The sequence below is a fragment of the Blastococcus sp. SYSU DS0828 genome (assembly GCF_054050975.1).
The window spans coordinates 19931-43637 of the sequence record NZ_JBJHAK010000013.1; the positions used below are offsets into that span (position 1 = coordinate 19931).

The 23707-nt window shown below is 76.2% G+C and carries 19 protein-coding genes; 11 read left to right on the forward strand and 8 right to left on the reverse strand.

Annotated elements, in window-relative coordinates:
* Positions 1-292: 292 nt before the first annotated feature.
* Positions 293-712, forward strand: coding sequence for a dienelactone hydrolase family protein (locus ACI79Q_RS12060; RefSeq protein WP_456614781.1), 420 nt, complete (start codon positions 293-295; stop codon positions 710-712).
* A 41-nt stretch (positions 713-753) separates the two neighbouring features.
* Positions 754-1191 carry an N-acetyltransferase family protein gene (locus tag ACI79Q_RS12065; RefSeq protein ID WP_456590466.1) on the forward strand — a complete coding sequence of 146 codons (438 nt, stop codon included), beginning with the start codon at positions 754-756 and terminating at the stop codon, positions 1189-1191.
* Here ACI79Q_RS12065 and ACI79Q_RS12070 read toward each other — a convergent pair.
* Positions 1173-1721 carry a GrpB family protein gene (locus ACI79Q_RS12070; RefSeq protein ID WP_456600599.1) on the reverse strand — a complete coding sequence of 183 codons (549 nt, stop codon included), beginning with the start codon at positions 1719-1721 and terminating at the stop codon, positions 1173-1175. The genes ACI79Q_RS12065 and ACI79Q_RS12070 overlap by 19 nt on opposite strands.
* Before the next feature lie 114 nt (positions 1722-1835).
* Between ACI79Q_RS12070 and ACI79Q_RS12075 the strand changes: the two genes are divergently transcribed.
* The 5 genes from ACI79Q_RS12075 to ACI79Q_RS12095 all read left to right on the forward strand — a co-directional run bounded on the left by ACI79Q_RS12075 (position 1836) and on the right by ACI79Q_RS12095 (position 6507).
* Positions 1836-2234, forward strand: coding sequence for an ankyrin repeat domain-containing protein (locus tag ACI79Q_RS12075; RefSeq protein ID WP_456590464.1), 399 nt, complete (start codon positions 1836-1838; stop codon positions 2232-2234).
* Between the two features lie 53 nt (positions 2235-2287).
* The gene (locus ACI79Q_RS12080; RefSeq protein WP_456590463.1) at positions 2288-3598 is read left to right on the forward strand and encodes an AI-2E family transporter; all 1311 of its coding nucleotides are present in this window, start codon (positions 2288-2290) and stop codon (positions 3596-3598) included.
* A gap of 17 nt (positions 3599-3615) precedes the next feature.
* Positions 3616-4923, forward strand: coding sequence for a 3-oxoacyl-ACP reductase FabG (fabG, locus tag ACI79Q_RS12085; RefSeq protein ID WP_456590462.1), 1308 nt, complete (start codon positions 3616-3618; stop codon positions 4921-4923).
* A 141-nt stretch (positions 4924-5064) separates the two neighbouring features.
* Positions 5065-5835 (forward strand): crotonase/enoyl-CoA hydratase family protein, encoded by a 771-nt coding sequence (locus ACI79Q_RS12090; protein WP_456600598.1) that lies wholly within the window; start codon positions 5065-5067, stop codon positions 5833-5835.
* A 48-nt stretch (positions 5836-5883) separates the two neighbouring features.
* A complete protein-coding gene (locus ACI79Q_RS12095) occupies positions 5884-6507 on the forward strand; it encodes a GDSL-type esterase/lipase family protein (RefSeq protein ID WP_456590460.1) in 624 nt (207 codons plus the stop codon).
* A gap of 4 nt (positions 6508-6511) precedes the next feature.
* Here the strand turns inward: ACI79Q_RS12095 and ACI79Q_RS12100 are convergent, their stop codons facing one another.
* The 5 genes from ACI79Q_RS12100 to ACI79Q_RS12120 all read right to left on the reverse strand — a co-directional run bounded on the left by ACI79Q_RS12100 (position 6512) and on the right by ACI79Q_RS12120 (position 13168).
* Positions 6512-7678, reverse strand: a complete 1167-nt coding sequence (locus tag ACI79Q_RS12100) for a cation:proton antiporter (protein ID WP_456590459.1) — start codon at positions 7676-7678, stop codon at positions 6512-6514.
* 6 nt (positions 7679-7684) lie between these two features.
* Complete coding sequence (locus ACI79Q_RS12105; RefSeq protein ID WP_456614751.1) at positions 7685-8170, reverse strand: cation:proton antiporter regulatory subunit; 486 nt, start codon at positions 8168-8170, stop codon at positions 7685-7687.
* 23 nt (positions 8171-8193) lie between these two features.
* Positions 8194-11049 carry an FAD-binding and (Fe-S)-binding domain-containing protein gene (locus ACI79Q_RS12110; RefSeq protein ID WP_456614752.1) on the reverse strand — a complete coding sequence of 952 codons (2856 nt, stop codon included), beginning with the start codon at positions 11047-11049 and terminating at the stop codon, positions 8194-8196.
* Positions 11050-11349: 300 nt separating this feature from the next.
* Complete coding sequence (locus ACI79Q_RS12115) at positions 11350-11751, reverse strand: cupin domain-containing protein (protein WP_456590736.1); 402 nt, start codon at positions 11749-11751, stop codon at positions 11350-11352.
* 127 nt (positions 11752-11878) lie between these two features.
* Positions 11879-13168: a hypothetical protein gene (locus ACI79Q_RS12120; RefSeq protein ID WP_456590735.1), complete on the reverse strand. Its 1290-nt coding sequence runs from the start codon at positions 13166-13168 to the stop codon at positions 11879-11881.
* Positions 13169-13236: 68 nt separating this feature from the next.
* On the opposite strand from ACI79Q_RS12120, the gene ACI79Q_RS12125 reads away from it, so the two are divergent.
* The gene (locus ACI79Q_RS12125; protein ID WP_456590734.1) at positions 13237-14976 is read left to right on the forward strand and encodes a hypothetical protein; all 1740 of its coding nucleotides are present in this window, start codon (positions 13237-13239) and stop codon (positions 14974-14976) included.
* On the opposite strand, the gene ACI79Q_RS12130 is transcribed toward ACI79Q_RS12125, so the two are convergent.
* Positions 14868-16232, reverse strand: coding sequence for a glycosyltransferase family 4 protein (locus ACI79Q_RS12130; RefSeq protein ID WP_456590737.1), 1365 nt, complete (start codon positions 16230-16232; stop codon positions 14868-14870). The genes ACI79Q_RS12125 and ACI79Q_RS12130 overlap by 109 nt on opposite strands.
* Before the next feature lie 76 nt (positions 16233-16308).
* Here ACI79Q_RS12130 and ACI79Q_RS12135 point away from each other — a divergent pair, with 76 nt between their 5' ends.
* The 3 genes from ACI79Q_RS12135 to ACI79Q_RS12145 all read left to right on the forward strand — a co-directional run bounded on the left by ACI79Q_RS12135 (position 16309) and on the right by ACI79Q_RS12145 (position 22493).
* The gene (locus ACI79Q_RS12135; RefSeq protein ID WP_456590733.1) at positions 16309-17034 is read left to right on the forward strand and encodes a class I SAM-dependent methyltransferase; all 726 of its coding nucleotides are present in this window, start codon (positions 16309-16311) and stop codon (positions 17032-17034) included.
* A 252-nt stretch (positions 17035-17286) separates the two neighbouring features.
* Positions 17287-18258, forward strand: coding sequence for a DUF3068 domain-containing protein (locus ACI79Q_RS12140; RefSeq protein ID WP_456614753.1), 972 nt, complete (start codon positions 17287-17289; stop codon positions 18256-18258).
* 38 nt (positions 18259-18296) lie between these two features.
* Complete coding sequence (locus ACI79Q_RS12145; RefSeq protein WP_456614754.1) at positions 18297-22493, forward strand: alpha-(1->3)-arabinofuranosyltransferase domain-containing protein; 4197 nt, start codon at positions 18297-18299, stop codon at positions 22491-22493.
* Positions 22494-22500: 7 nt separating this feature from the next.
* Here the strand turns inward: ACI79Q_RS12145 and ACI79Q_RS12150 are convergent, their stop codons facing one another.
* Positions 22501-23706, reverse strand: a complete 1206-nt coding sequence (locus ACI79Q_RS12150) for an acyltransferase family protein (RefSeq protein ID WP_456614755.1) — start codon at positions 23704-23706, stop codon at positions 22501-22503.
* Between the last annotated feature and the right edge of the window lies 1 nt (position 23707).

Here is a 23707-nt window from a genome sequence, read left to right on the forward strand (position 1 = left end):
GCAGCGGGCCGGTGCGCGAACGCGCCACGACCACGCTCACCGCCGCTGACGGCGCCTGCTTCACGGCCGCCACCGCGCTGCCCGCGGAGCCCGCGCGCGCGGGGGTGGTCGTGCTCCCCGACATCCGGGGCCTGCACCCGTACTACGTCGCCCTGGCCGAGCGGTTCGCCGAGGCGGGGCTGGCGGCGGTCGCGATCGACTGGTTCGGGCGCACCGCCGGCGTCTGCGCCGACGGCGTCGGCCCGAGGACTTCGACTGGCAGGCGCACATCCCGCGCACGACGCCGGAGGGGATCGACGCCGACGTCGCCGCCGCGATCGACCACCTGCGCGAGCGGGCCGGCGCGGAGCTGCCGGTGGTCACGGTCGGCTTCTGCTTCGGCGGCAGCCACTCGTGGCGGCTGGCCGGTGGAGACCTCGACCTGGCCGGCTGCGCCGGCTTCTACGGCCGCCCGTCGCTGGTGGGGGACGCCGCCGACCGGGCGCGGCTGCCCACGGTGATGCTGGTCGCCGGCGCCGACAGCGTGACGCCGGTGCCGGAGCAGCGGGCCCTGGCCGACCGGCTGCGCGCGGCCGGGGCAGAGGTCGACCTCGTCGTCTACGAGGGCGCGCCGCACTCGTTCTTCGACCGGTCGCACGACGCCTGGGCAGAGGCCTGCCGCGACGCCTGGGCGCACGTCCTGTCGCTCACCGACCGCGTCGCCCGGCCGTGACGAGGCCGGCGTGGGGACCGCTGCCCGGCAGCACCGTACGGGTGCGGCCGGCGACGGCAGCCGACCTCCCGGCCCTGGTGGTGCTGCTGGCCGACGACCCGATCGGCGGGGCACGTGAGCGGGCCGCGGACCTGGCGCCGTACCGGGCGGCGTTCCGACGGATCGAGCGCGATCCGGCGCAGCTGCTGGTGACGGCCGCGGACGGCGACGCGGTCGTCGGCACCCTGCAGCTCTCGGTCATCCCGGGCCTGTCCCGCGGAGGAGCCCTGCGCGCGCAGATCGAGAGCGTGCGCGTGCGGCCGGACCGGCGCGGCACGGGCCTCGGGACGGCACTGTTCGGGTGGGCGATCGCGGAGGCGGGCCGCCAGGGGTGCGCGCTGGTGCAGCTGACCACCGATCTCGCCCGCCGCGAGGCGCACCGGTTCTACGAACGGCTGGGCTTCGTCCACTCGCACGCGGGCTACAAGCTGGCGCTCTGACGTGCCCGGCACAGGATCTGGCGCACGACGGCGGACTTCCCCTCGGCGTAGTGGTTCATGTCCGCCCACCGCCGGGTGGCGAGGTCCCGCTTGGTCCGCTCGTACAGCTGCCGGTCGGCCGCGGAGCGGAGCAGCCGGTCACGGAAGAGCAGGTGGTCGGTGACGGCCGGGTCGCCGGTCGCGCGCACGTGCAGGTGCACGTCCCGGGCCGGGGTGCGGAGCATCCGGTGCCCCGGCTCGACCACGCGCAGAGCGAATCCTGCTGCCCGCAGGGCAGGGACGTAGGCGTCGTCGTCCGCGACGTCGGGAACGGTGACCAGCACGTCCACCACCGGCTTGGCGGCCAGCCCGGGAACCGCCGTGCTCCCGATGTGGAGGACGTCGACCACCCGGTCACCGAGGACGGCCAGAACCTCGTCGCGGACCTGGCGGAAGCGGGCCGCCCAGGCCCGGTGGTCCTCCTGGAGCACGATCACCGCGGGTTCGGGTGCGCCCACCAGCACCGACTCCAGGTGCGAGTCGGCCGCCACGACGGTCAGCGTAGTGCCGGCGGAGACGGGCCGGGCCGCGTCCGGGGCGTCCGGGACGGCGGGGACGGACTGGCCTGCGGAGCCGTCGGCCGCTCGTCTCCTACCCTGGGTCGGGTGAGCGGCCAGCCGATCGATCCCGGAGTCATCGAACTCGCCGGACGGGTCTTCGACCTCGCCCGCGGCGGGCACACCGAGGAGCTCGTGGCGTACGTGGACGCCGGCGTCCCGGTGAACCTCACCAACGACAAGGGCGACACCCTGCTCATCCTCGCCGCCTACCACGGGCACAGCGGCACGGTCGCCGCCCTGCTGGAGCGTGGCGCCGACCACGGCCGGGCCAACGACCGCGGCCAGACGGCCCTGGCCGCGGCGGTCTTCAAGCAGTCGGCCGAGACCGTGCAGCGGCTGCTCGCGGCCGGGGCCGATCCGGACGCGGGTGGCCCCAGCGCCCGCGAGACGGCGGCGTTCTTCGACCTGCCGGCCATGACCGCGCTGCTGGCCGCCCGCGACTGACCGGCGGGTCGGCGGAGCCGGTGCGCCCGGGCGCGACCGAGGGGGAGGCGGGCATGCCAGCACGAGATGACCTGCCGGAGACGGGGCCGCTGCCGCTGATCCGGCCGGACCGGCAGGACGCGGCACCGGCCGGCGCGCCGGAGCCGGCCGGGCCCGACCCGGCGGCGGTGGTCCCGGCACCGGAGCCCGGGCTGCCGCGCTGGCTGCTCCTGGTGGGCGGTGCCGCCGCCGCCACCATCGCCATCGCCGGGTTGCAGGCGATCGCCTGGCTCGTGGCGCCGGTGTTCCTGGCCCTCGTCGTCGTCATCGCCCTGACCCCGGTGCAGGGGTGGCTGCGCCGCATCGGCGTGCCGCGCTGGCTGGCCACCACCGTGCTGCTGCTGCTCGTGTGGACGGTGCTGCTGGCGTTCGTCGCGCTGCTGGTGGCCGCCGTCGCCCAGTTCGCCGCGCTGCTGCCCGACTACGCCGACCGGGCGCAGCTGCTGATCAACGACGTGGTCGCCGACCTCAACAGCCGGGGGATCGTCTCCGGTCAGCTGTCGGACCTCGTCGAGCAGATCGACTACGGCTCGCTGGTGGGGCTGGCCACCGACCTGCTGAGCCGGCTCACGGATGCGGCGACCACCCTGCTGCTCCTGCTGTCGGCGCTGGTCTTCATGGGCATCGAGAGCAGCGGCTTCGGCAGGCGGCTGGCCCTCATCGGCGCCGAGCGCCCCCACCTGCCGGTGGCGCTGCGGCTGTTCACCCGGGGCACCCGCAGCTACCTGCTGGTGAGCACGGTGTTCGGGGCGATCGTCGCGATCGGCGACACGATCGCCCTGGCGCTGCTGGACGTGCCGGCCGCCCCGCTGTGGGGGCTGCTCGCCTTCATCACCAACTACGTGCCCAACATCGGGTTCGTCCTGGGGGTCGCGCCGCCCGCCGTGCTCGGGCTGCTCGCCGGCGGCTGGGGCGACTTCATCGCGATCCTGGTCGTCTACTCGCTGCTGAACTTCGTCGTCCAGACCCTGATCCAGCCCCGCTTCGTCGGTGACTCGGTGGGCCTGTCGATGACGGTGACGTTCGTGGCCCTGCTCTTCTGGGGCTGGGTCCTCGGCGCGCTGGGCGCGCTGCTCGCCATCCCGCTGACGCTGCTGGTCAAGGCCCTGCTGGTCGACGTCGATCCCCGGGGCCACTGGCTGGACGCCCTGCTGCGGGAGGAGCCGCGCGCCCCGCGCACGATGCGGGCCCGGCGGCGCATGGCCGACCGGCACGCCGCCCTGGCGTCCATGCGGCGGCTGCACCACCACCCGCACCGCCGGTCGTCCGCCGCCGAGGCGGAGGAGACCGACGACGCGGCGGCCACCCCGGCGGGCCGGGGCTGACCGGGCAGGAGCTGGTCGTGCTGGCCGGTCTGCAGGGCAGCGGGAAGAGCACCTGGATCGCCCGCCACCTGGCCGGCAGCCACGTCGTCGTCAGCAAGGACCAGTGGCCGAACGCCCGGCGCCGGGAGGCGCGCCAGCAGCGGGTCGTCGCCGAGCTCCTGGCCGCGGGGCGCAGCGTCGTCGTCGACAACACCAACCCCTCACCGGCGGAGCGCGCACCGCTCGTCACCCTCGCCCGCGAGGCCGGCGTGCCCGTGCGCGCGGTGTGGCTGGACACGCCCCTGGAGGTCTGCCTGGCCCGCAACGACGCCCGTACCGGTCGGGCCCGCGTGCCACTGGTGGGCGTCCACGCCACCCGGGCGCGGTTCGTGCCGCCGTCGGTCGCCGAGGGGTTCGACCGGGTCGACGTCGTCCGGGCGGGTGCGCAGGACCCGGCACCGGACCTTGTGACCGTGGCCGCAACCGGCGGCCGTAACGTGTCGGGCGCAGCCCGCCGCGGACCGGGGCCCTCCGCCCCGGTACCGCCGGCATCCGAGACGAAGGGAACTCACATGAGCGAGGCAGGCACCACGGGCGCGTCCCGCGTGGCCATCGTGACCGGCGCGGCCCGCGGCATCGGCGCGGCGACCGCCCAGCGGCTGGCGCAGGACGGATTCGCCGTCGCGGTCCTCGACCTGGACGAGGGCTCGGCCAAGGGCACCGCCGAGGCGATCGAGGCCGCCGGCGGCCGGGCGCTGGCCGTCGGCGCCGACGTGAGCGACTCCGCGCAGGTCGAGGCCGCCGTCGAGCGGATCGCGACGGAGCTGGGCCCGCCGACCGTCCTGGTCAACAACGCCGGTGTGCTCCGCGACAACATGCTGTTCAAGATGAGCGACTCCGACTGGGACATCGTCATGAACGTGCACCTGCGGGGCGCCTTCCTCATGACCCGCGCCGCGCAGAAGCACATGATCGACCAGAAGTGGGGTCGGATCGTCAACCTGTCCAGCACCTCCGCGCTGGGCAACCGCGGCCAGGCGAACTACTCGACGGCGAAGGCCGGTCTGCAGGGCTTCACGAAGACCCTCGCGATCGAGCTGGGCAAGTTCGGCGTCACCGCCAACGCCATCGCCCCGGGCTTCATCGAGACGGACATGACCAAGGCGACCGCCGACCGCATGGGCATCCCGTTCGACGACTTCATCAAGGGCGCGGCCTCGCAGATCCCGGTGGCCCGCACGGGCAAGCCGGAGGACATCGCCCACCTGGTGTCCTTCTTCGTCAGCGAGGGCGCCGGCTTCGTCTCCGGCCAGGTCGTCTACGCCGCCGGCGGCCCGAAGGCCTGAGCGGACCCCTCTGCCCCCCACCGCTCGCTCCGCTCGCAGTGGGGCCCTGCAGAGGGGCCGTTCCATCCGCTCAGCAGGGGCCGGGCAGCCGCACCGGCTGCCCGGCCCCGCGCCGCTTCTCCCCATCGCCGAGGAGGCGTCATGGTCGACGACGACAAGGTCCTGGTGGAGCGCCGCGGCGCCGTCCAGGTGATCACCATCAACCGGCCGTCGGCGCGCAACGCCCTCGACGCCGACGTCGCCCGGGCGGTCGCGGCCGCGGTCGACGAGCTGGACGCCGACGGCGGCCTGCGAGCGGGGGTGCTCACCGGCTCGGGCGGCACCTTCTCGGCCGGGATGGACCTCAAGGCGTTCCTGCGTGGGGAGAGCCCCGCGATCCCCGGTCGCGGGCTGTGCGGCATCACCCGCACCCCGCCGCGCAAGCCGCTGCTGGCCGCTGTCGAGGGCTGGGCGCTGGCCGGCGGCTTCGAGCTGGTGCTCGCCTGCGACCTGGTGGTGGCGGGCCGGGGCGCCCGGTTCGGGGTGCCGGAGGTGAAGCGCTCGCTCGTCGCGGCCGGCGGGGCCGCACTCCTGCTGCCGCAGCGGGTGCCCCGCGCGGTCGCGCTGGAGCTGCTGCTGACCGGTGAGCCGGTCGACGCGGAGCGCGCGGCCGCGGTCGGCCTGGTGAACCGCGTGGTCGAGGACGGCTCGGCGGTCGCGGAGGCCGTCGCCCTGGCGGAGGTGATCGCCGCGAACGGTCCGCTGGCGGTGGCAGCCACCAAGCAGGTCGTGCAGCAGGCGCCGGGGTGGGCGCCGGACGAGGCCTGGACGCGGCACGACGAGCTCGTCGCGCCGGTGTTCGCCTCCGAGGACGCCCGGGAGGGTTCCGCGGCCTTCGCGGAGCGCCGGCCCCCGGTCTGGCGCGGTCGCTGACCGAGCCCGGCCCGGCATAGCCGGCCTCCCGGTCCTGTTGGACCCGGTGTGGCCCGCACTCCTCTCCGCCTGGTCGTCCTCGGCGACTCGCTCGCCTCCGGTACCGGGGCCGCCCGCCCCTCCGACGCCCTGGGGCCGCGGCTGACCCGCGTGCTGACCGACGACGGGTTCGACGTCGAACTGCACGTCATGGCCGTCCCCGGCGCCGTCTCGGCCGGGCTGGCCGACCAGGCGCGCCGGGCCCAGCCGCTCTCCGCCGACCTCGCCGTCGTCGTCATCGGTGCCAACGACCTCGCCCGGTTCGTGCCGGTCGAGCAGGCCGCGAGCGCGCTCGCGGCCGCGGTGACCGCGCTCCGCGCGGGCGGCACCGACGTCGTGGTGGTCCCGGCGCCGGACATGTCGATGGTCCCGTTCGTGCCGCCCGCGCTGCGGGCGCTGGTCCGGGGAGCCTGCGCGGTCCTCCAGCGGCGGCAGTCGCAGGTGGCCACCACCGGCGGTGCCACGGTGGCGCCGGTCGCCGCCGAGGTGGCGCGCGCCTTCTCGGCCGACCCGGCGCTGTTCTCCGCCGACCGGTTCCACCCGTCCTCGGCCGGCTACGCGGCCATCGCCGCGGTGCTCGCGCCCCACGTGCTGGCCGCGGCCCGCGCCCGGCGGGACGGCGCCGCGGCCTGAGCGCTCACGCGCCGACCGGTGCCCGGACGAGCCGGGCCGCCACCGGCTCCACGAACCGGGTGAGCAGCGGACCGGTCACCGCGAGCAGCAGCACGTAGCCGGTGGCGACCGGCCCGACCGCGGGGATCCCCGCGCCGACCGCCAGCCCCGCGATCACGATCGAGAACTCGCCGCGGGCCACCAGCGCGGTGCCGGCCCGCAGCCGGCCGGGGACGGCCACGCCGTCCCGCTTCGCGGCGAACCAGCCGGTGCCGATCTTCGTGACGGTGGTGACCGCGGCCAGCGCGAGGGCGGCGGGCAGCACCGGCAGGATGGCGCCCGGATCGGTGGCCAGGCCGAACGCGACGAAGAAGGTGGCGGCGAACAGGTCGCGGAGGGGGCCGAGGATGGCACGGGCCCGCTCGGCGAAGGACGCCGGCAGCGCCAGCCCGACCAGGAACGCCCCGACCGCCGCCGAGGCCCCCAGCGCCTGCGCAGCGCCGGCGACCAGCAGCGTCAGCCCGATCAGCCGGAGCATCACCTGCTCGTCGTCGTCGTGGGTGAGCCACCGGCCCAGCCGCGGGCCGTGCCGCTGCGCCGCGAGGAGCACCACGAGCACCGCGCCGACGGCCAGCCCGACCCCGGCCGCGGCCGACATCGGCCCCTGGCCGGCGAGGGCCACCACGAGCAGCGGCAGGAACAGCGCCATCGCGAGGTCCTCGAGCACCAGCACCGAGAGCACCGCCGGGGTCTCCCGGTTGGCCAACCGCCCCAGGTCGCCGAGCAGCCGCGCGATGATCCCCGACGACGAGATGTAGGTGACCCCGCCCAGGGCGAGCGCCCCCTCCCAGGGCAGCCCCAGCAGCAGCCCGGCGACGAACCCCGGTGGGCCGTTGAGCACCAGGTCCACCAGCCCCGAGGGCGCGTGCCGGCGGAACGACGCGAACAGCTCGGTGGCGGAGAACTCCAGGCCGAGGGTGAGCAGCAGCAGGACGACGCCGATCTCCGCGGCCGCCTCCAGGAACGGCGCGGCGTTCTCCACCGGCACCAGGCCACCCTCGCCCAGCGCGAGTGCGGCCAGGAGGATGAACGGGATGGGGGAGAGGCCCAGGCGCCGGGCCAGCAGCCCGAGCGCGGAGAGGCCGAGGAACAACAGCCCCAGCTCGAGCAGCAGGGCGGCGACGTGATCCACCGCGGGCTACTCGTGGCCCGCGATCCGCCGGTCCAGCTGCTCCAGCCCGGCCGAGGAGCCGATGGCGACCAGCACGTCGCCGGCGGACAACCGGTCAGCGGGTGACGGGGAGGGGACCACGTCGGCGCCGCGGACGATGGCGACCACCGAGCAGCCGGTCAGCGTGCGGGCCCGGGTGTCGCCCAGGCTCCGGCCCGCGTACGGGGAGCCCTCCCGCACGGTGATCCGGGCCGACTCCAGCCCGGGCACCTCGCGGGAGAGGTCGGCGAACCGCTGGGTCAGCCGGGGGGCGCCCAGCACCTCGGCGAGGGCGTCGACCTCCTCCGGGTCCAGCCGGAACGTCTCCCGTGCGCGGTCGGGATCGCGCCGGTCGAACACCGCGATCTCCGCGCCGCCCTCCCGCTGCACGACGATGCCCAGCACCTGACCCGACCGGGTGTGCATCTGGTAGCGGACACCCACACCGGGCAGCAGCGTCTCCTCGAGCTCCACCGGGGCATCGTCGCAGACCCGGATCAGGCCAGTCGCTCCGCCAGCAGCTCGGCGAGGTGCCGTCCGCGCCGCCCGGCGAGCTGGTCGAGCTGCGTGCGGCAGGAGAACCCGTCGGCCAGCACGACGGCGTCCTCGGGCAGGTCGCGGACGGCGGGCAGCAGCTGCTGCTCGGCCACCGCCACCGAGACGTCGTGGTGCCCGCGCTCGACGCCCCAGTTGCCGGCCAGCCCGCAGCAACCGCCGAGCCGGTTCATCCGGGCGCCCGCGTCCTGCAGGAGACGGGCGTCGGCGGACCAGCCGAGCACCGACGCGTGGTGGCAGTGCGGCTGGGCGACGATCTCCAGGCCGTCCAGCGACGGCGGCGTCCAGCCCGGGGTGCTCGCCAGGAGCTCGGCGAGCGTGCGGGTGGCGGCGGCGACCTGCTCGGCCTCCGCGCCGCCGACCAGCTCCAGCGCCTCGCTGCGGAGCACGGCGGTGCAGGAGGGCTCGATGCCGACGATCGGCACGCCCGCCGCCGCGAGCGGGGCGAGCGTTCGCACGGTGCCGCCGAGGATCCCCTTGGCCTTGTCGAGCTGGCCGGTGGTGATCCACGTGAGCCCGCAGCAGGTGTCGGCGCCGGGCACCTCGACGCGGTAGCCGGCGGCCGTCAGCACCCGGGCGGTCGCGGCGGCGACCTCCGGGGCGAAGTGGTCGGTGAAGGAGTCGACCCACAGCGCCACCGGGGCGCCGTCGCCCTGGAGCGGCTGGTCGGCCCACTGCTGCCGGAAGGTGCGCGCGGCGAACTGCGGCACCGACCGGCGCTGGTCGATGCCCGCCCCCCACTTGGCCACCGAGCCCACGAGCGCGGAGCCGAGCATCGCGTTGACCAGGCGCGGGGCCCGGGCCACGAGGTCCGACCAGAACGGCAGCCGGCCCAGCGTGTAGTGGGCGCGCGGCCGCAGCCGGCGCCGGTACGACTGGTGCAGCACCTCGGCCTTGTAGGAGGCCATGTCCACGCCGGTGGGGCAGTCCGACGAGCAGCCCTTGCAGGACAGGCAGAGGTCCAGCGCCTCGTGCACCTCCGGTGCCCGCCAGTCCTTCACCGGCCCACCGGGGGCGAGCATCTCCTGCAGGACCCGGGCGCGGCCGCGGGTGGTGTCCTTCTCCTCCCGCGTCGCCGGCCAGGACGGGCACATGACCCCGCCGGAGGACTGCAGGTCGGCCCGGCACTTGCCGACGCCGGTGCAGCGGTGCACCGCGGCGGAGAAGTCGCCGCCGTCGTGCCGGTAGGCCAGCGCCAGGGGGCGGCGGGAGGTCGAGACCAGCGGCGGGGCAGCGGCGATCCGGACGTCCTCGTCGAGCGGTGCCGGGCGCACCAGCACGCCCGGGTTGAGCACGTCGTCGGGGTCGAACACCGCCTTGACGCGGGCGAAGAGGTCCAGGGCGGCGGGGGAGTACATGTGCGGCAGCAGCTCGCTGCGCGCCCGCCCGTCGCCGTGCTCCCCGGACAGCGAACCGCCGTAGCCGGCGACCAGCCGGGCGGCGTCCTCGACGAACGACCGGTACGCCGACCGGCCGCGGTCGGGCCCCTCCCCGAACGGGAAGTCGATGCGCACGTGCACGCAGCCGTCGCCGAAGTGGCCGTAGGGCACGCCCTGCAGCCCGTGGCCGACGAGCAGCGCCTCGAAGCCGCGCAGGTACTCCCCGAGCCGCTCCACCGGGACGGCGGCGTCCTCCCAGCCGGCGTGCGCGGGCCGGCCGTCGGAGGTGCGGTTGGCCAGCCCCGCGCCGTCCTCGCGGATCCGCCAGATCGCCGCGGCGTGGGCCGGGTCGGTGACGACGAGGGAGTCCAGGGCGCCGGCGTCGGCCAGCACCCCCTGCGCCTTGCCCTGCACCTCGGCCACGGTGTCGCCGGTCAGCTCCACGATCAGCCACCCGTCGCCGCGCGGCAGCTCGGGGACGACGGCGGCGGGCACGTCGCGCAGCCGCTGCACGATCCGCTGGTCGAGCCCCTCGACCGCGGTGGGCTCGTGGGGGAGCAGGCCGGGGGTGGCGTCGGCGGCGTCGGCCATGCTCGGGTAGCCCAGCACCACCAGCCCCCGGACGGGAGCGTCGGCGACCAGCCGCACGGTGGCGCCAAGGACGACGGCGAGCGTCCCCTCGCTGCCGACCAGCGCCCGGGCCACGTCGAAGCCGCGCTCGGGCAGCAGGTGCTCCAGCGAGTAGCCCGACACCTGCCGGCCGAAGGTGCCGAGCTCGGTGCGCACGGTCGCGAGGTGCCCGGCGACGAGCCGGTGCAGGTCCTCGAGCACGCCCGGCGCGGGCCCGGTGACCGGACCGAGCCGGAGCCGCTCACCGGTGCCGGTGACGACGTCCAGCCCCACCACGTTGTCCGACGTCCGGCCGTAGCCCAGCGCCCGGGACCCGCAGGCGTTGTTGCCGATCATCCCGCCGATCGTGCAGCGGTTGTGCGTGCTGGGGTCCGGGCCGAACCGCAGCCCGTGCGGGCGCGCGGCGGTCTGCAGCGCGGCCTGGACCACGCCGGGGTCCACCGTCGCCGTCCGGGCCTCCGGGTCGATCGCGTGCACCCGCGACAGGTACCGGCTGGTGTCCAGCACGACGCCGGTGCCCACGGCGTTGCCCGCGATCGACGTGCCCGCGCCGCGGGCGGTCAGCGGCACCCCGAGCGAGCGGCACACCTCGAGCGCCGCCACGATCTCGTCGGGGTGCTGCGGCCGCACCACGGCCCGGGGGAGGACGCGGTACAGCGACGCGTCGGAGGAGTAGAGGGCGCGGGCCAGCCCCGAGTCGTCGACGTCGCCGATGCCGGCGCGCCGCAGCTCGGCCACCACCGACCGGCCGTCGTCGGTGCCCGTCGTCGTGGGGGCCGGTGCGCTCATGGTGCCGAGTCTCGCTCCCGCGTCCGGGGCGGGCGCGTCCACCCCCCTCCCGGCACCCGGGGACGGGGGGGGGGGGGGGGGGGGGGGGGGGGGGGGGGGGGGGGGGGGGGGGGGGGGGGGGGGGGGGGGGGGGGGGGGGGGGGGGGGGGGGGGGGGCCCGGCGCCGCCCCCCCCCCCCCCCCCCCCCCCCCCCCCCCCCCCCCCCCCCCCCCCCCCCCCCCCCCCCCCCCCCCCCCCCCCCCCCCCCCCCCCCCCCCCCCCCCCCCCCCCCCCCCCCCGGCCGGTGGTCCTGCGGAGGGGTCAGGACGTCGGCGGCTCGTCCTCGCCCGACTCCTCGGCGGCGTCGGCCTCCTCCTTGGTCTTGTGCACCGCGCCGTCGGCATGCTCGGGCGGGCCGTAGACCGTGTAGAGCACCAGCGGGTTCTCGCCGGTGTTCAGGAAGTTGTGCTTCGTGCCGGCGGGGACGACGACCAGGTCGCCCTGCGCGACGTTCTTCTCGTTGCCCGAGATGACGGCCTTACCGATGCCGCTGACGAAGGTGAGGATCTGGTCGATGTCCTCGTGCGTCTCCTCGCCGATCTCCCCACCCGGCGGGATGGTCATGATGACCAGCTGGGTGTTCTTGCCGGTCCACAGGACCCGGCGGAAGTCGGGGCTCTTCTCGGCCTCGGTCGCGATCGTGTAATGGATGACGGACGCCACGGGCGGCGCTCCTCTCGTCTCGGGGACGGACGGCTGCGGTCGGCCGCCCGCGGAGGCCGCCGACCGACGACGTGGTCCTCCTGCCCTGTCCGGCCCGCGAGTAGTCGTCCCGTCCCGGCGGTGTGGATCACGCCCGCGGGGCCGGCACCACGCCGTCGGCGGTCATCGCGGGGACCGCGCGGGCGCGGTGCAGCCGGGTCAGCCCCACCCCCACGAGCAGCAGGGCGGTCAGCAGGGCCGTGGAGACCAGGGAGAGCAGCGTCAACCGGCCGGCGGCGGCGAGGGCCGAGACCACGACCGTCTCGAGGACGGCGGCCGACCACACCGCGACGCCGGCGAGCCGGTCGGCCGCGGCGATCCCGGAGAACAGCAGCAGCTGGGCGAGCGCCAGCAGCGTGCCCAGCGCCGCGAAGAGCCATGTGGCGCTCCCGAGCTCGTCGCCGTAGGCCGCACCCCCGATCAGCGGGAGGGCAGCTCCGCCCAGGGCGGCGGTGCCGGCCGTCAGCAGCGCGCCGACGGCCGCCACGGCGGCCAGCGCCGAAGGCAGCACCGCGTGCCGGCCGGCGGCGTCGCCCAGCCGGGGGAGCAGGACCACGCCGACGCCCTGCGGCAGCCAGAACGCGACCTTGGCGATGATCGAGGCGACGGCGTACTCACCCGTCGTCGCGCCGGGCAGGTGGTGGCGGGCCAGCAGCACGTCGAGGTTGAGCAGCACCACCAGGCCGAGCAACGCGCCGGCCGCCCGCAGCGACGCGGCGAGGGGCCGGCCCAGGCCGCGCACCAGCCCCGGTCGGCCCGCGGCCACCCAGCCGCCGAGCGCGGCGAGGGCCGCCCCGGCGGTCATGCCGGCGAGCGCGCCCGACGAGCTGCCGCCGATGAGCAACCCGGCGAGCCCACCGCTCAGCTTACCCGCGCCGAAGGCCACCGTCAGGACGGCCAGCCGGCGGAACCGCCCCGCGCCCTGCAGCAGCCCCTGGTACCCCACGACCATGGTCTGCGGGAGGAGCAGCAGCGCCAGCCACACCGCGGCGCCGGCGGTGGGGAGGTGCAGGAGGGCCACCAGCAGGGGTGCGAGCGCCAGCGCTCCGGCGCTGACGCCCAGGCCCACGGCCAGGGCGGTGCTGTGCAACCGGCCGGTCGTCCGCGGGTCGCCCGCGCGTCCGCCGAGGACCAGCGCGGCGGTGGTCTGGACCCCGGTGCCCGGCACCGCGCCGACGAGCACGACGCCCAGCAGCGCGGCGAGCTCCCCGTAGGCGGCGGGGGCGAGCAGCCGGGCGGCGAGCACGGTGAACACGTAGGCGAGCGCGTTGGCGCCCAGGAATGCCACGGTCACCAGGGCCGCCGAGCCGAGCGCACGGGGTGACCGCGCCGCCGGGCCGACGTCCCGCCGGCGATTGCTCGATCCCAGTGCGCTCACCCCCATACTCTGCGCTCGTCCGCCGGGAGCCCGGCGTGCCGGCTGTCGGGACGGAGGTGCGAGCGCACGTGGACCAGCGATGGGCCCGGCCCGACGCATCGCCGTGGCCCGCGCGGGTGCTCGCGCTGGCCGTGGCCCTGCTCGTGACCGGTCCGGCGCTCGCCCCCGGCTTCGTCCTCCTCCGTGACATGGTGTTCGTACCGAGGCAGGATCTCGACCTGGACGCCCTGGGCCTCGGTGGTTCCCTGCCGCGCGCCGTGCCGGTGGACGCCGTCATGGGTCTGCTGACGGCCGTCGTGCCCGGGGACGTGGTGCAGAAGGCGGTCCTCCTGGGCACGGTCTTCGCCGCCGTCCTCGGCGCCGCGCGGCTGGTTCCGCCGGGTGCCGACGGCCGGCGCGGAGTCGCGGCCGCCGTCGCGGGGCTGGTGTACGGGTGGAGCCCCTACCTCGCCGAGCGGCTGCTCATGGGGCACTGGGCGCTGCTGCTCGCCTACGCCGCGCTGCCCTGGATCGCCCGGGCGTCGCTGCGGGTGCGCGAGCGCCTGCCGGGCGCCCTGCCCCGGCTTCTGCTGGTCTGCGCGCCGGCGGCGCTCACCCCGACGGGCGCCCTGCTGGCCGCCGGCCTCGTGCTCGTGCTGGTCGGTCGCGAGCGGCTGCTCGTGGCCGGGAGCGGGGTCCTGGTGCTCTCCCTGCCGTGGATCGTGGCCGGCGCGCTGCACCCCGCGGGCGGCGCCTCCGATCCCGCGGGCGTGGGCGCCTTCGCCGCGCGCCCGGAGGGCTGGGGCGGAACGCTGCTGTCGGTGCTCGGGACCGGCGGCATCTGGAACGCCGGCGCGGTCCCCGGCAGCCGCACCTCGGTGCTCGTCCCGCTGCTCACCCTGGTGCTGCTGGCCGTGGCCGCGGTCGGCTGGACCACCCGGGAGGCGCTGACCGGGCCCGCGCGCCGGCTGCTGCTGCTCGCCGCAGCCGGCGTGGTGCTGGCCTGTGCCGGCGCCGTCCCCGGCCTCGCCGACCTGTTCGAGTGGGTGGTGCGGACGGTGCCGGGCGCCGGGCTGCTGCGGGACGGGCAGAAGTGGGCGGCGTGGTGGGCGCTGGCCCTGGCCGTCGGTACCGGGCTCGGCGCCCGCCGCCTCGCCGCGGCGGTCACGGCGCGGAGCGGTTCGCCGGGCCTGGGCGGGGTCGCCGTCGCGGCCGTGCTGGCGCTCCCGCTGGTCGCCCTGCCGGACCTGGCCTGGGGCGCCGGGGGCCGGCTGCAGCCGGTCAGCTACCCGGCCGACTGGGAACGGGTCCGCGAGCGGTTGTCGGCCGAGGACGCCACCGGCGACGTCCTCGTGCTGCCCTTCGGCAGCTACCGGGCGTTCGAGTGGAACGCGGGCCGGCCGCTGCTGGATCCGGCGCCTCGCTGGCTGCCTCGCCCGACCGTCACCGACGACGAGCTCGTGGTCGGTGGCCGGGCGGTGGCGGGGGAGGACCAGCGGGCGCGCGCGGTGGCCGCGGCCGTCGACGACCCGCGGGCGCTCGCCGACCTCGGCATCGGTTGGGTGCTCGTCGAACGGGGCACCCCCGGCCGCCCCGTGCCCGCCGCCGTGATCGGGTTGCCGCTGGTGGTGGACGGTCCCGATCTCCGGCTGCACCGGGTGCCCGGCGCCCGGCCGGCGCCCGAGCCGTCCTCCGTCCGGGTGACGGCGGTGGTGGCCGCTCACGCGGTGGCGCTCGGGGTCTGCGTGGGCTCGCTGTTGTGGATCTTCGCCGGGACATCTAGCGTGACGGGCCGTCGTCGACTCCTGCGGAAGCGAGCCCCCCGATGAAGACCCTCATCGCCGTCGTGATCGCCCTCGGTGGCGGGGCCGGTCTCGCCGTCGCCGCCGTTGCCGGTGTCTCCGCCGCGGTCGACCCCGACAACTCCCTCGAGCAGGCCGGCCAGCAGGTCGACGTCCTCGACTACGGCGCGCGCTGACCGCCTGACAGCGACAGCTGCCGACAGCACGTCGGCGAAGCCCTTCACGCTCGCGTCCCAGCTGTACCCCGCTGCGTGTCGGGCGGCGGCCTCGCCCATCCGGCGGCGGGTCGCCTCGCCCGCGAGCAGTCGCTCCACGGCCTCGACCATCTCGTCGAGGTCGTCGACGAGCACCCCCGTCCGACCGTCGACCACCGACTCCCGCAGGCCACCGGCCGACCGGTACCCCACCGTCGGCACCCGGTGCGCCCCGGCCTCGGTCACCACCAGGCCCCAGCCCTCCTTGACCGACGGGCACAGGTGCACCCAGGCCCGGGCCAGCTCCTCGTGCTTGACCTGCTCGTCGAGGTAGCCGTGGAAGTCCACGAGCTCGCGGACACCGAGCCGCTCCGCCGCGGCCCGCAGCTCGTCGCCCCACCATCCCTCACCGATGACGGACAGCCGCAGGTCCGGCCACCGCGGACGCAGCCTGGCCACCACCTCGAGGGCGTGCTCCACCCGCTTGTGCGGGACGAGGCGGCACAGCACCACCAGCCTGGGCGTGGGGGAGGGCCGGGACGTCACCGGCGGCGGCTCCTCGACACCGTTGGGCACGACGGCGATCCGGTCGGCCGCCACGCCCAGCCCGACGAGCTCGGCGGCCGTGGCCCGGGAGACGGCGATGTACGGGGACCGGCGGTACACCGCCGGGGCCACCCGGGACTCCAGCCACCAGCCGAGCGCACCGCCGAACCGCCCGAACACGATGGGCCACTGCTCGCGGTGCACGTGGTGCACGAGGTTGAGCACCGGGGCCCGGGTCACCAGCGTGCTGGCGAACGGCAGGCCGTTCTGCACGTCGACCACCAGTCGGGGCCGGTGCCGCCGGACGAACGCGAGGGCGTGGGGGTACACCGAGAACCGTCCGCCGCGGCGCACCACCCGGACGCCGTTGAGCGTCTCCTCGGCCGGGGCCCGCTCGTGGGCCGCGCAGAACAGCGTGACGCGCAGGCCCGTGGCCGCGAGCCCCTCCGCCATGCGGTGGACGTACCGTTCGGAGCCCCCGCCCTCGGGGTGGCTCAGGTCCCGCCAGTTGACGAAGAGGACGTCGATCGCCGTTGATCGCATGGGCACCGCGGGAGAGTACCCGCCGGTACCAGGCTTTCGGCCAGTCCCTTCACCGAGAGGATGGGGTGCTACAGGAATGGCGCGCACCGCCACGTTCGCCCGGTCGATCACACTTTTCCGGGCATTTCTCCGGGAGCAGTCCGACCCGGACCTGTTCTACGGAACGCTGGCCCGGGACTCCGTGCGGCAGCTCGCGGAGCACGTCGACCTGCGGGGGAGGGCCGTGCTCGACGTCGGCGGCGGCCCGGGGTACTTCGCCCGGGAGTTCCGGGCGGCCGGGGCCCGTTACACGGGGCTGGAGCCCGACGCCGGCGAGCTCGTCGCCCGGGGGGAGCCGGAGCCCGGCACGGTCCGCGGGAGCGGCGAGGCGCTGCCGATCCGCACCGGCAGCGTGGACGTCTGCTACTCGTCGAACGTGCTGGAGCACGTCGCGCACCCCTGGACCATGACGGCCGAGATGGTCCGCGTGACGAGGCCCGGGGGAACGATCTTCCTCTCCTTCACCCCCTGGTGGTCCCCGCACGGCGGCCACGAGACCGGGCCCTGGCACTACCTGGGCGGGCACCGGGCGCGACGCCGGTACCGGCGCCGCGAGGGCCGGGAGCCGAAGAACCGGTTCGGCGAGTCGCTGTTCCCGGTGTCCGTGGGGGCCGCGCTGCGGTGGGCGCGGCGCTGCCCGGACGTCGACGTCGTCACGACCTACCCGCGGTACCACCCGTGGTGGGCGCGCTGGGTCGTGGCGGTGCCACTGCTGCGGGAGGTCGTCTGCTGGAACCTCGTCGTGGTGATGCGCCGCCGGTGAGCCACGCCGCCGCGGAGCGGTTCCCCGAACCGCACCAGTGCGATCCGCCGCCCCGGTACCCGGGGTTACCTGCGTCCGAGTCGCCCGACCGGGTGAGGAGGGGGTGGGCCTGGTACGGCGCGGTATCCGCCAGCCGGTTGGGCGTGGTACTGCCTCGTATCGGCTGGTCTTTGCCTTTTGGCTACCCGCCAGTAGTGTTGCCGCGCCGCGATGCCAGTGGAGCTGTCGCGCCGATGCAGAGGAGCCAACCGCATGCGAGGACGCGTCATCGGGCTGATCTTGCTGGGTGCGGGGGCGTTCCTGATCGCCGCGGCGCTCTCCGTGCGGCTGATCCTGGCGCCCACCATGGTGAAGCTGCCGCTGGACCAGACGGCGGAGCCCACCGCCTCCGGTAGCGGCGTGAGCTTCTTCGACCTGGGCGAGATGCGGCAGTTGCGGGGTCTGGAGGCGGAGGTCCAGCAGCGCGTGCAGGGCGAACCGGACTCCGCGGATGCCGGCGACGGCGTCGCCGTCTGGAGCTTCGGGTCGACGGTGAACGGTACCGACGGGACGCTGCTCAACGCCTCCACCTACCGGGTCTGCCTGGACCGCACCGAGGCCGTGGCCGTCGACTGCGACTCCGACCACGTCGACGACGACCGCAGCAAGGACGTCGAAGGGCTCACCCTCACGTTCCCCTTCGGCACCGAGCAGCGCGACTACGAGTTGTTCAACCCCACCACGGGCAAGGCGTTCCCCGCCCGCTTCGAGGGCGTCGAGGAGCTGGAGGGGCTCGAGGTCTACAAGTTCGTCACGACGGTGCCCGAGACCGTGATCCGGGAGACCGAGGTCCCCGGCGCGCTCGTGGGTGACCCCGACGCGGGCACCGTCGAGGCCCAGGTGGTCTACAGCAACGAGCGGACCGTCTGGGTCGAGCCGACCAGCGGCGTCGTCGTGACGGCGTCCGAGTCGCCGAACACGGTGCTGCGCGGGCCCGACGGCACCACCGGCGTGACGATGCTGGCCGGCACCTTCAGCGGCACGGAGGAAACCATCGCCGACGGGGTGCAGCGCGCCGAGGACAACCGCAGCCAGATCACCCTCATCCAGCAGACCGTTCCCCTGGTGCTCGGAGGGGTGGGTCTGGTCCTGCTCGTGGGCGGGGCCGTCCTCGTGGCCCGGGACCGGCGCAGCGGCCGGCCGGCGCACGCCGACGGCGGTCCGCGGGCGGCCACCGGCCACTGACCGGCCGGGGAGGGGGTGCCCCCTCCGGAGGTGCACCCATGGCCACGACCCTCGCGCGCGAGCCCGCCGGATCCCGTCCGGCGGGCTCCGCGCGTTCCCCGGTGCCCGTGCCGCCGGCCGTCCGCAGCGGTGGCAGCAGCCTCGTGTGGCGCGTCCGGCTGGCCGCCGTGTGCGCTGCCCTGACCGCGCTCGCGCTGACGCAGTCGTCCGGCCGCCTGGTCCCCGACACCAAGGTCGACCTCTACGTCGACCCCGCGGGTTTCCTGTCCCGGGCGCTGCAGCTGTGGGAGCCCGAAGGGTTCGCGGGCCAGGTGCAGAACCAGGCCTACGGCTACCTGTTCCCCATGGGGCCGTTCTTCGTCCTCGGCCAGGGCGCCGGCATCCCCCTGTGGTTGGTCCAGCGGCTCTGGTGGGCGGTGCTCCTGTGCACCGCCTTCCTGGGCGTGGTGTTCCTGGCCCGCCGGCTGGGGATCGGCACGCCGGCCACCGCGCTGCTGGCCGGGCTGGCCTATGCGCTCGCGCCCCGGATGGTCTCCCTCGTGGGCTCGGTCAGCATCGAGGTGCTCCCGATGGCGCTCGCGCCGTGGGTGCTGCTGCCCCTCGTCGGGGCCGCCGGGCACGGCTCGGCACGCCGCGCGGCAGCGCTCTCGGGCCTCGCGGTGTTCTGCGTCGGCGGGGTCAACGCGGTGGCCACCGCTGCCGTCCTGCCGCTGCCGGTGCTCTACCTCCTCACCCGCCAGCCGGGCCCCTTCCGCCGGCGGCTGGCGGCCTGGTGGGTGGCCGCCGTGGCGCTCGCGTCCAGCTGGTGGGCCGTCCCCCTGCTGCTCCTGGGTCGGTACAGCCCGCCGTTCCTCGACTACATCGAGACGGCCGCGACCACCACGGCCCCGACGGATCTGACGACGATCCTGCGCGGGGCCTCCCACTGGGTCCCCTACCTCGCCACGCCCACCGGTCCCTACTGGCCGTCGGGCTGGGCGCTGGCGCGGGACGCGTTACCCGTCGCCGCCACGGTGGTCCTGGCCGCCGCCGGGCTGTTCGCGCTGACCCGCAGGGGCCTGCCGGAGCGGACCTGGCTGGTGCTCGGGCTGCTCGCCGGGGTCGCCCTCGTCTCGCTCGGTCATCTCGCGGCCGTCGACGGGCTGCTCGCCGGCCGGCTGCACGATGCCCTGGACGGCGTGCTGGCCCCGCTCCGCAACGTGCACAAGTTCGAACCCGTCCTCCGGTTGCCGCTGGTCCTCGGGCTGGCCCACCTGCTCGCCGTGCTGCTCCGTCGGGCGCGCGAGCACCGGACGGCCCGGTCCGGGCGCCCGGCCTGGTGGGGGCGGGCGGGCCGCGAAGGGGCGCGCGCCGCCCTCGCGCTGCTCGCCCTGGCGCTCCTCGCCACCACCTCGCCCGCGCTGGCCGACCGAATCCCCGCGCAGGGGGCCTTCGTGGCGATCCCCTCCTACTGGCAGGAGACCGCCGACTACCTCGCGGACGCGCAGCCCAGCGGGCGGGCACTGCTGGTGCCGGGGTCGTCGTTCGCCACCTACGCGTGGGGGTCCACCGGCGACGAGCCCCTGCAGGCCCTGGCGGAGTCCCCCTGGGAGGTGCGCAGCGCGATCCCGCTGACCCCGCCCGCGCACATCCGCCTCCTCGACGCGGTGGAGGAGCGGCTGGCCCGCGGCGCGGGGTCCGCGGGGCTGACCCGGTTCCTCGCCCGCGCCGGCATCTCGCACCTGGTGCTGCGCAACGACCTCGACGCCGGCCCGGCCGGTGCCACCCGTCCTGCGCTCGTGCGCCAGGCGCTGCGCGACTCCCCGGGCATCGAGCTGGTCGCCGAGTTCGGACCGGACCACCCCGCGGAGATGCCGGTCGCGGGCACGCGCTTCGACGCCGGACTCCAGGAGCCCAGCCCGGCGGTGCAGATCTTCACCGTGAGCGACCCGGCGCCGACGGCCTGGACCGCGCCGCTGTCCGACGCGGTCACCGTGCACGGCGGTCCGGATGCGGTGCTGGCGCTGGAGGAGCAGGAGCTGATCGAGGGCCGGCCGGCGGTGCTCGCGGGCGCCGACGTCGCGGGGGCAACCGGCGCGACCATGGTCAGTGACGCACTGGTCCGGCGGGAACGCACCTTCGGTCGGCTGACCGGCGCCGAGTCGGCGGGGCTCTCCCCGGACGATCCGCTCCGGCTGGCCGGCGTGGCGACCGACTACCCGGTGGCGGGGCCGGCCCTCAGCACCGTCCGGTACAGCGGGGGTACACCGAGCGCGGGGAGCTCCGCCTCGGACCCCGGCACCAGCGGCGGCGCCCGACCCGACGCCTCGCCGTGGGCGGCGGTGGACGGCGATCCGCGGACGGCGTGGCGCCCTGCCGACGACGCGACGGAGCCGGGGGCCCTGTGGTGGCGGCTGGAGACCGATGCGGAGTTCCTCGCCGGCACCGTCACCGTCACGCTGGATCCGTCGGCCGCGGAGCTGCCGCACCGGATCCGGCTCACCACCGACGCCGGCGCCTTCGACGTGGCAGTGCAGGACACCGACCAGCCGCAGCAGCTGCCCCTGCCACCGGGGCGCACGACCTCGCTGACCATCGCTCCCTCCGGGGGAGCGGCCGGGGTCCTCGCGCTGGCCGAAGTCGAGCTGCCCGGCGTCGCGGTGAGCCGCACCGTCGTCACGCCGGAACCGGCCGGGCAGGTCGACGTGTACGCGTTCGACACCTCCGGTCCGGGCCGCGCCGGCTGCCTCGTGGCCGCGGACGGCCCTCGCTGCGCGGCCGCGCTGCCCACCGGGGCGGAGGAGCCGCAGGGGCTGGACCGGGCCTTCACCGTGACCCGGCCGGCCGCCTACGAGCTGTCCGTGACGGCGGTGCCGCGGCCGGGCCCCGCGCTCGACGCGCTCCTCGCCCGGATCCGGGGGACCGACGTGGCGGTGACGGCGAGCAGCAGCGCCGTCGAGGATCCCCGAGGCAGCGCCGCGGCCGCCGTGGACGGCGATCCGGGCACCGCGTGGCTCGCCGATCGCGCTGACGGGACCCCCTCGCTCGAGCTCCGGTGGAGCGAACCCCGCACGGTCGACTCGGTGCGGATCGTCACGCGTGCCGGTCTGGCGGCTGCGGTCCCGACCGCGGTGACGATCGACGCCGGCGGCGGCCTGCCCGCGCTCCTCGCCCTCGACGACGACGGCAGCGTCCGGTTCGCCCCGATCACCACCGACCGGCTGCTGGTCGGCCTCCGGCGGCCGCTCGAACTGTCGTCGTTCGACCCCTACAGCCGCACGACCGAGCGGCTCGGCATCGGCGTCAGCGAACTGCAGGTGGGCGAGCCGAATCCTGCGCCGGAACTCGAGGCGCCGGTCGTGGTCCCGTGCGCGGAGGGGCCCGTGGTCACCGTGGACGGGACGACGTTCCGCACCTCCGCCCGCACCACCGTCGGCGCGCTCGCCTCGTTGCAGCCGCTGCAGCTCTCGGTCTGCGGGGACGAGGGGACCGTGAGCCTCGCCGGCGGCGAGCACCGGCTGGTCGCTCCCGGCACCGACCTGCTGACCGTCGACACGGCGACGCTGACGAGGTCCGGCGCCCCCGCGGACGGGATCGACCGGCGGCCGGCCGATGTGGTCCGCTGGGACGCCGAGCACCGCCGGGTCGAGGTCGGCGCCCGTGGCGAGAGCACGCTCCTCGTGGTGCCGGAGAACACCAACCCGGGCTGGAGCGCGACCCTCGATGGGCGGCCCCTGGAGAAGGTGGCGGTGGACGGGTGGCAGCAGGGGTACGTGCTGCCACCGGGCCCGGCCGGGACGGTCGCCCTCGATTTCGGTCCCGGTTCCGCCTACCGGACGGCGCTCGGGGTCGGGGCGGGTGCCGTGCTCCTGCTCGGTGCGCTCGCGGCTCTGCCCGCGCGCCCCCGCAGGGCCCGCACCGAGCGCGGCGGGAGCCGGGCTGCGGCAGCCGTGCTCGTGCTCGCGGCGGTGGCGGGCATCGCGCTGGTCGGTGGGCCGGTGGGGATCGGTGCGCTGGCGGTCGCCTACGTCGCCGGTCGCTGCGCCGGACGGCACCGCCACCTGGTCCTCGGCGGGGCGGCCGCCGGCGCGCTGGCCGTGTCGGGTGCGCTCCTGCTGCTCGCCCCCGGCAGCACGTCGACGGTGCGCCAGGTGTGCGCGCTGGTCGCCGTTGCCGCCGTCGTCGCCGGGGTGCTGCCCGACCCGCCGCGGTGGATCCGTACGGCGCCGGTCGGCGGCCGCCACCGGGAGGGGTGAGCCCAGGTCAGCCGCGCGTCGCCCCCGCCGGCGGGGTCGGTCCGGCGGGGATGCCGGCCGCGTGGCCGCCCGCGCCCGTGCCGGCGCCGTCCGCCCGGGCGCCCGGGCGGTCGGGGACGAGGTTGCGCCCGCGCAGCACGAGCGGTCGCTCGATCACGCGGTAGACCACCGCGGCGACCGCGACGGCGACGAGCCACGTCACCGGAAGCACGACCACGAGCGGGTGGGTGAAGACGTCCCACAGGACGATCAGCAGCGGCATGTGGAAGAGGAACAGCCCGTAGGAGCGCTCACCCAGCCAGTCCAGCGGGCGGCTGGCGAGGAAGCGGCGTCCCCGGCCCGCCGTCTGGTCGCCGAACACCAGCGGCCAGACCGCCAGCGCGGCGACGCCCGTGTAGAGCACGTGCTTGGTGATCCCCTGTCCGGGCGTCAGCGCCGAGGAGAGGTCGACGGGCCCGGTGAACGGCCCGGCCGCCACCCAGAACAGCGCCGCGGCCGCGCCCCAGCACGTCCACGGGCTGCCGCCCAGCTCGTGCGCCCAGCGGACCGGCGCCCAGTCGGGCGAGGCCACGGAGAGCACCGCGATCGCCATGCCCGCCCCGAACCACGACGCGTAGGCCGGCAGCCACAGCGTCAGCGAACCGAGCAGGTACGGGTCCGAGGCCGCCCAGGCGAACCAGGCGAAACCCAGGAGGGAGGCCACGGCCAGCGCGGCCAGCAGGAGCCCGGGTCGCCACCGACCGCCGCTGAGCCGGAGCAGCCCGGCGACGATCAGGGGGAGCAGGACGTAGAAGGAGACCTCGGTGCACAGGCTCCAGGCGTGGTCCAGGCCGTCGGCGTGCCAGCTGCGCGAGTAGATCTGGGTGAGGGTGAGGAAGCGCAACCAGTCACCGCCGCCCATCTCCCGGTTCCCGGGGAGGAACAGCATGGCCAGGACGACGCACACCCAGTACGCCGGCAGGATGCGCAGCGCCCGTCGCCACAGGAAGGCGGCGGTGCGTGGCGCCGGACGCCCCTCCGCCGCGGCGCGGAAGAGCGGCTGGGAGAGCAGGAAGCCCGAGAGCGCGAAGAACACCGCGACGCCGACGTCCAGCCGGGCCAGGGCGTAGCCACCGGTGTCGGCGGTGTACGAGCCGGTCCAGAAGGCCGCGTGCGTGGTGACCACGGCGGTGGCCGCGAGCGCGCGGAGGCCGTTGAGCGCCGGATAGCGCACG

Coding starts and splice junctions, on each gene's coding strand:
- ACI79Q_RS12080 (WP_456590463.1), top strand. CDS start 2,288: ATGCCAGCACGAGATGACCTGCCGGAGACGGGGCCGCTGCCGCTGATC.
- ACI79Q_RS12090 (WP_456600598.1), top strand. CDS start 5,065: ATGGTCGACGACGACAAGGTCCTGGTGGAGCGCCGCGGCGCCGTCCAG.
- ACI79Q_RS12110 (WP_456614752.1), bottom strand. CDS start 11,049: ATGAGCGCACCGGCCCCCACGACGACGGGCACCGACGACGGCCGGTCG.
- ACI79Q_RS12130 (WP_456590737.1), bottom strand. CDS start 16,232: ATGCGATCAACGGCGATCGACGTCCTCTTCGTCAACTGGCGGGACCTG.
- ACI79Q_RS12135 (WP_456590733.1), top strand. CDS start 16,309: ATGGCGCGCACCGCCACGTTCGCCCGGTCGATCACACTTTTCCGGGCA.
- ACI79Q_RS12140 (WP_456614753.1), top strand. CDS start 17,287: ATGCGAGGACGCGTCATCGGGCTGATCTTGCTGGGTGCGGGGGCGTTC.
- ACI79Q_RS12145 (WP_456614754.1), top strand. CDS start 18,297: ATGGCCACGACCCTCGCGCGCGAGCCCGCCGGATCCCGTCCGGCGGGC.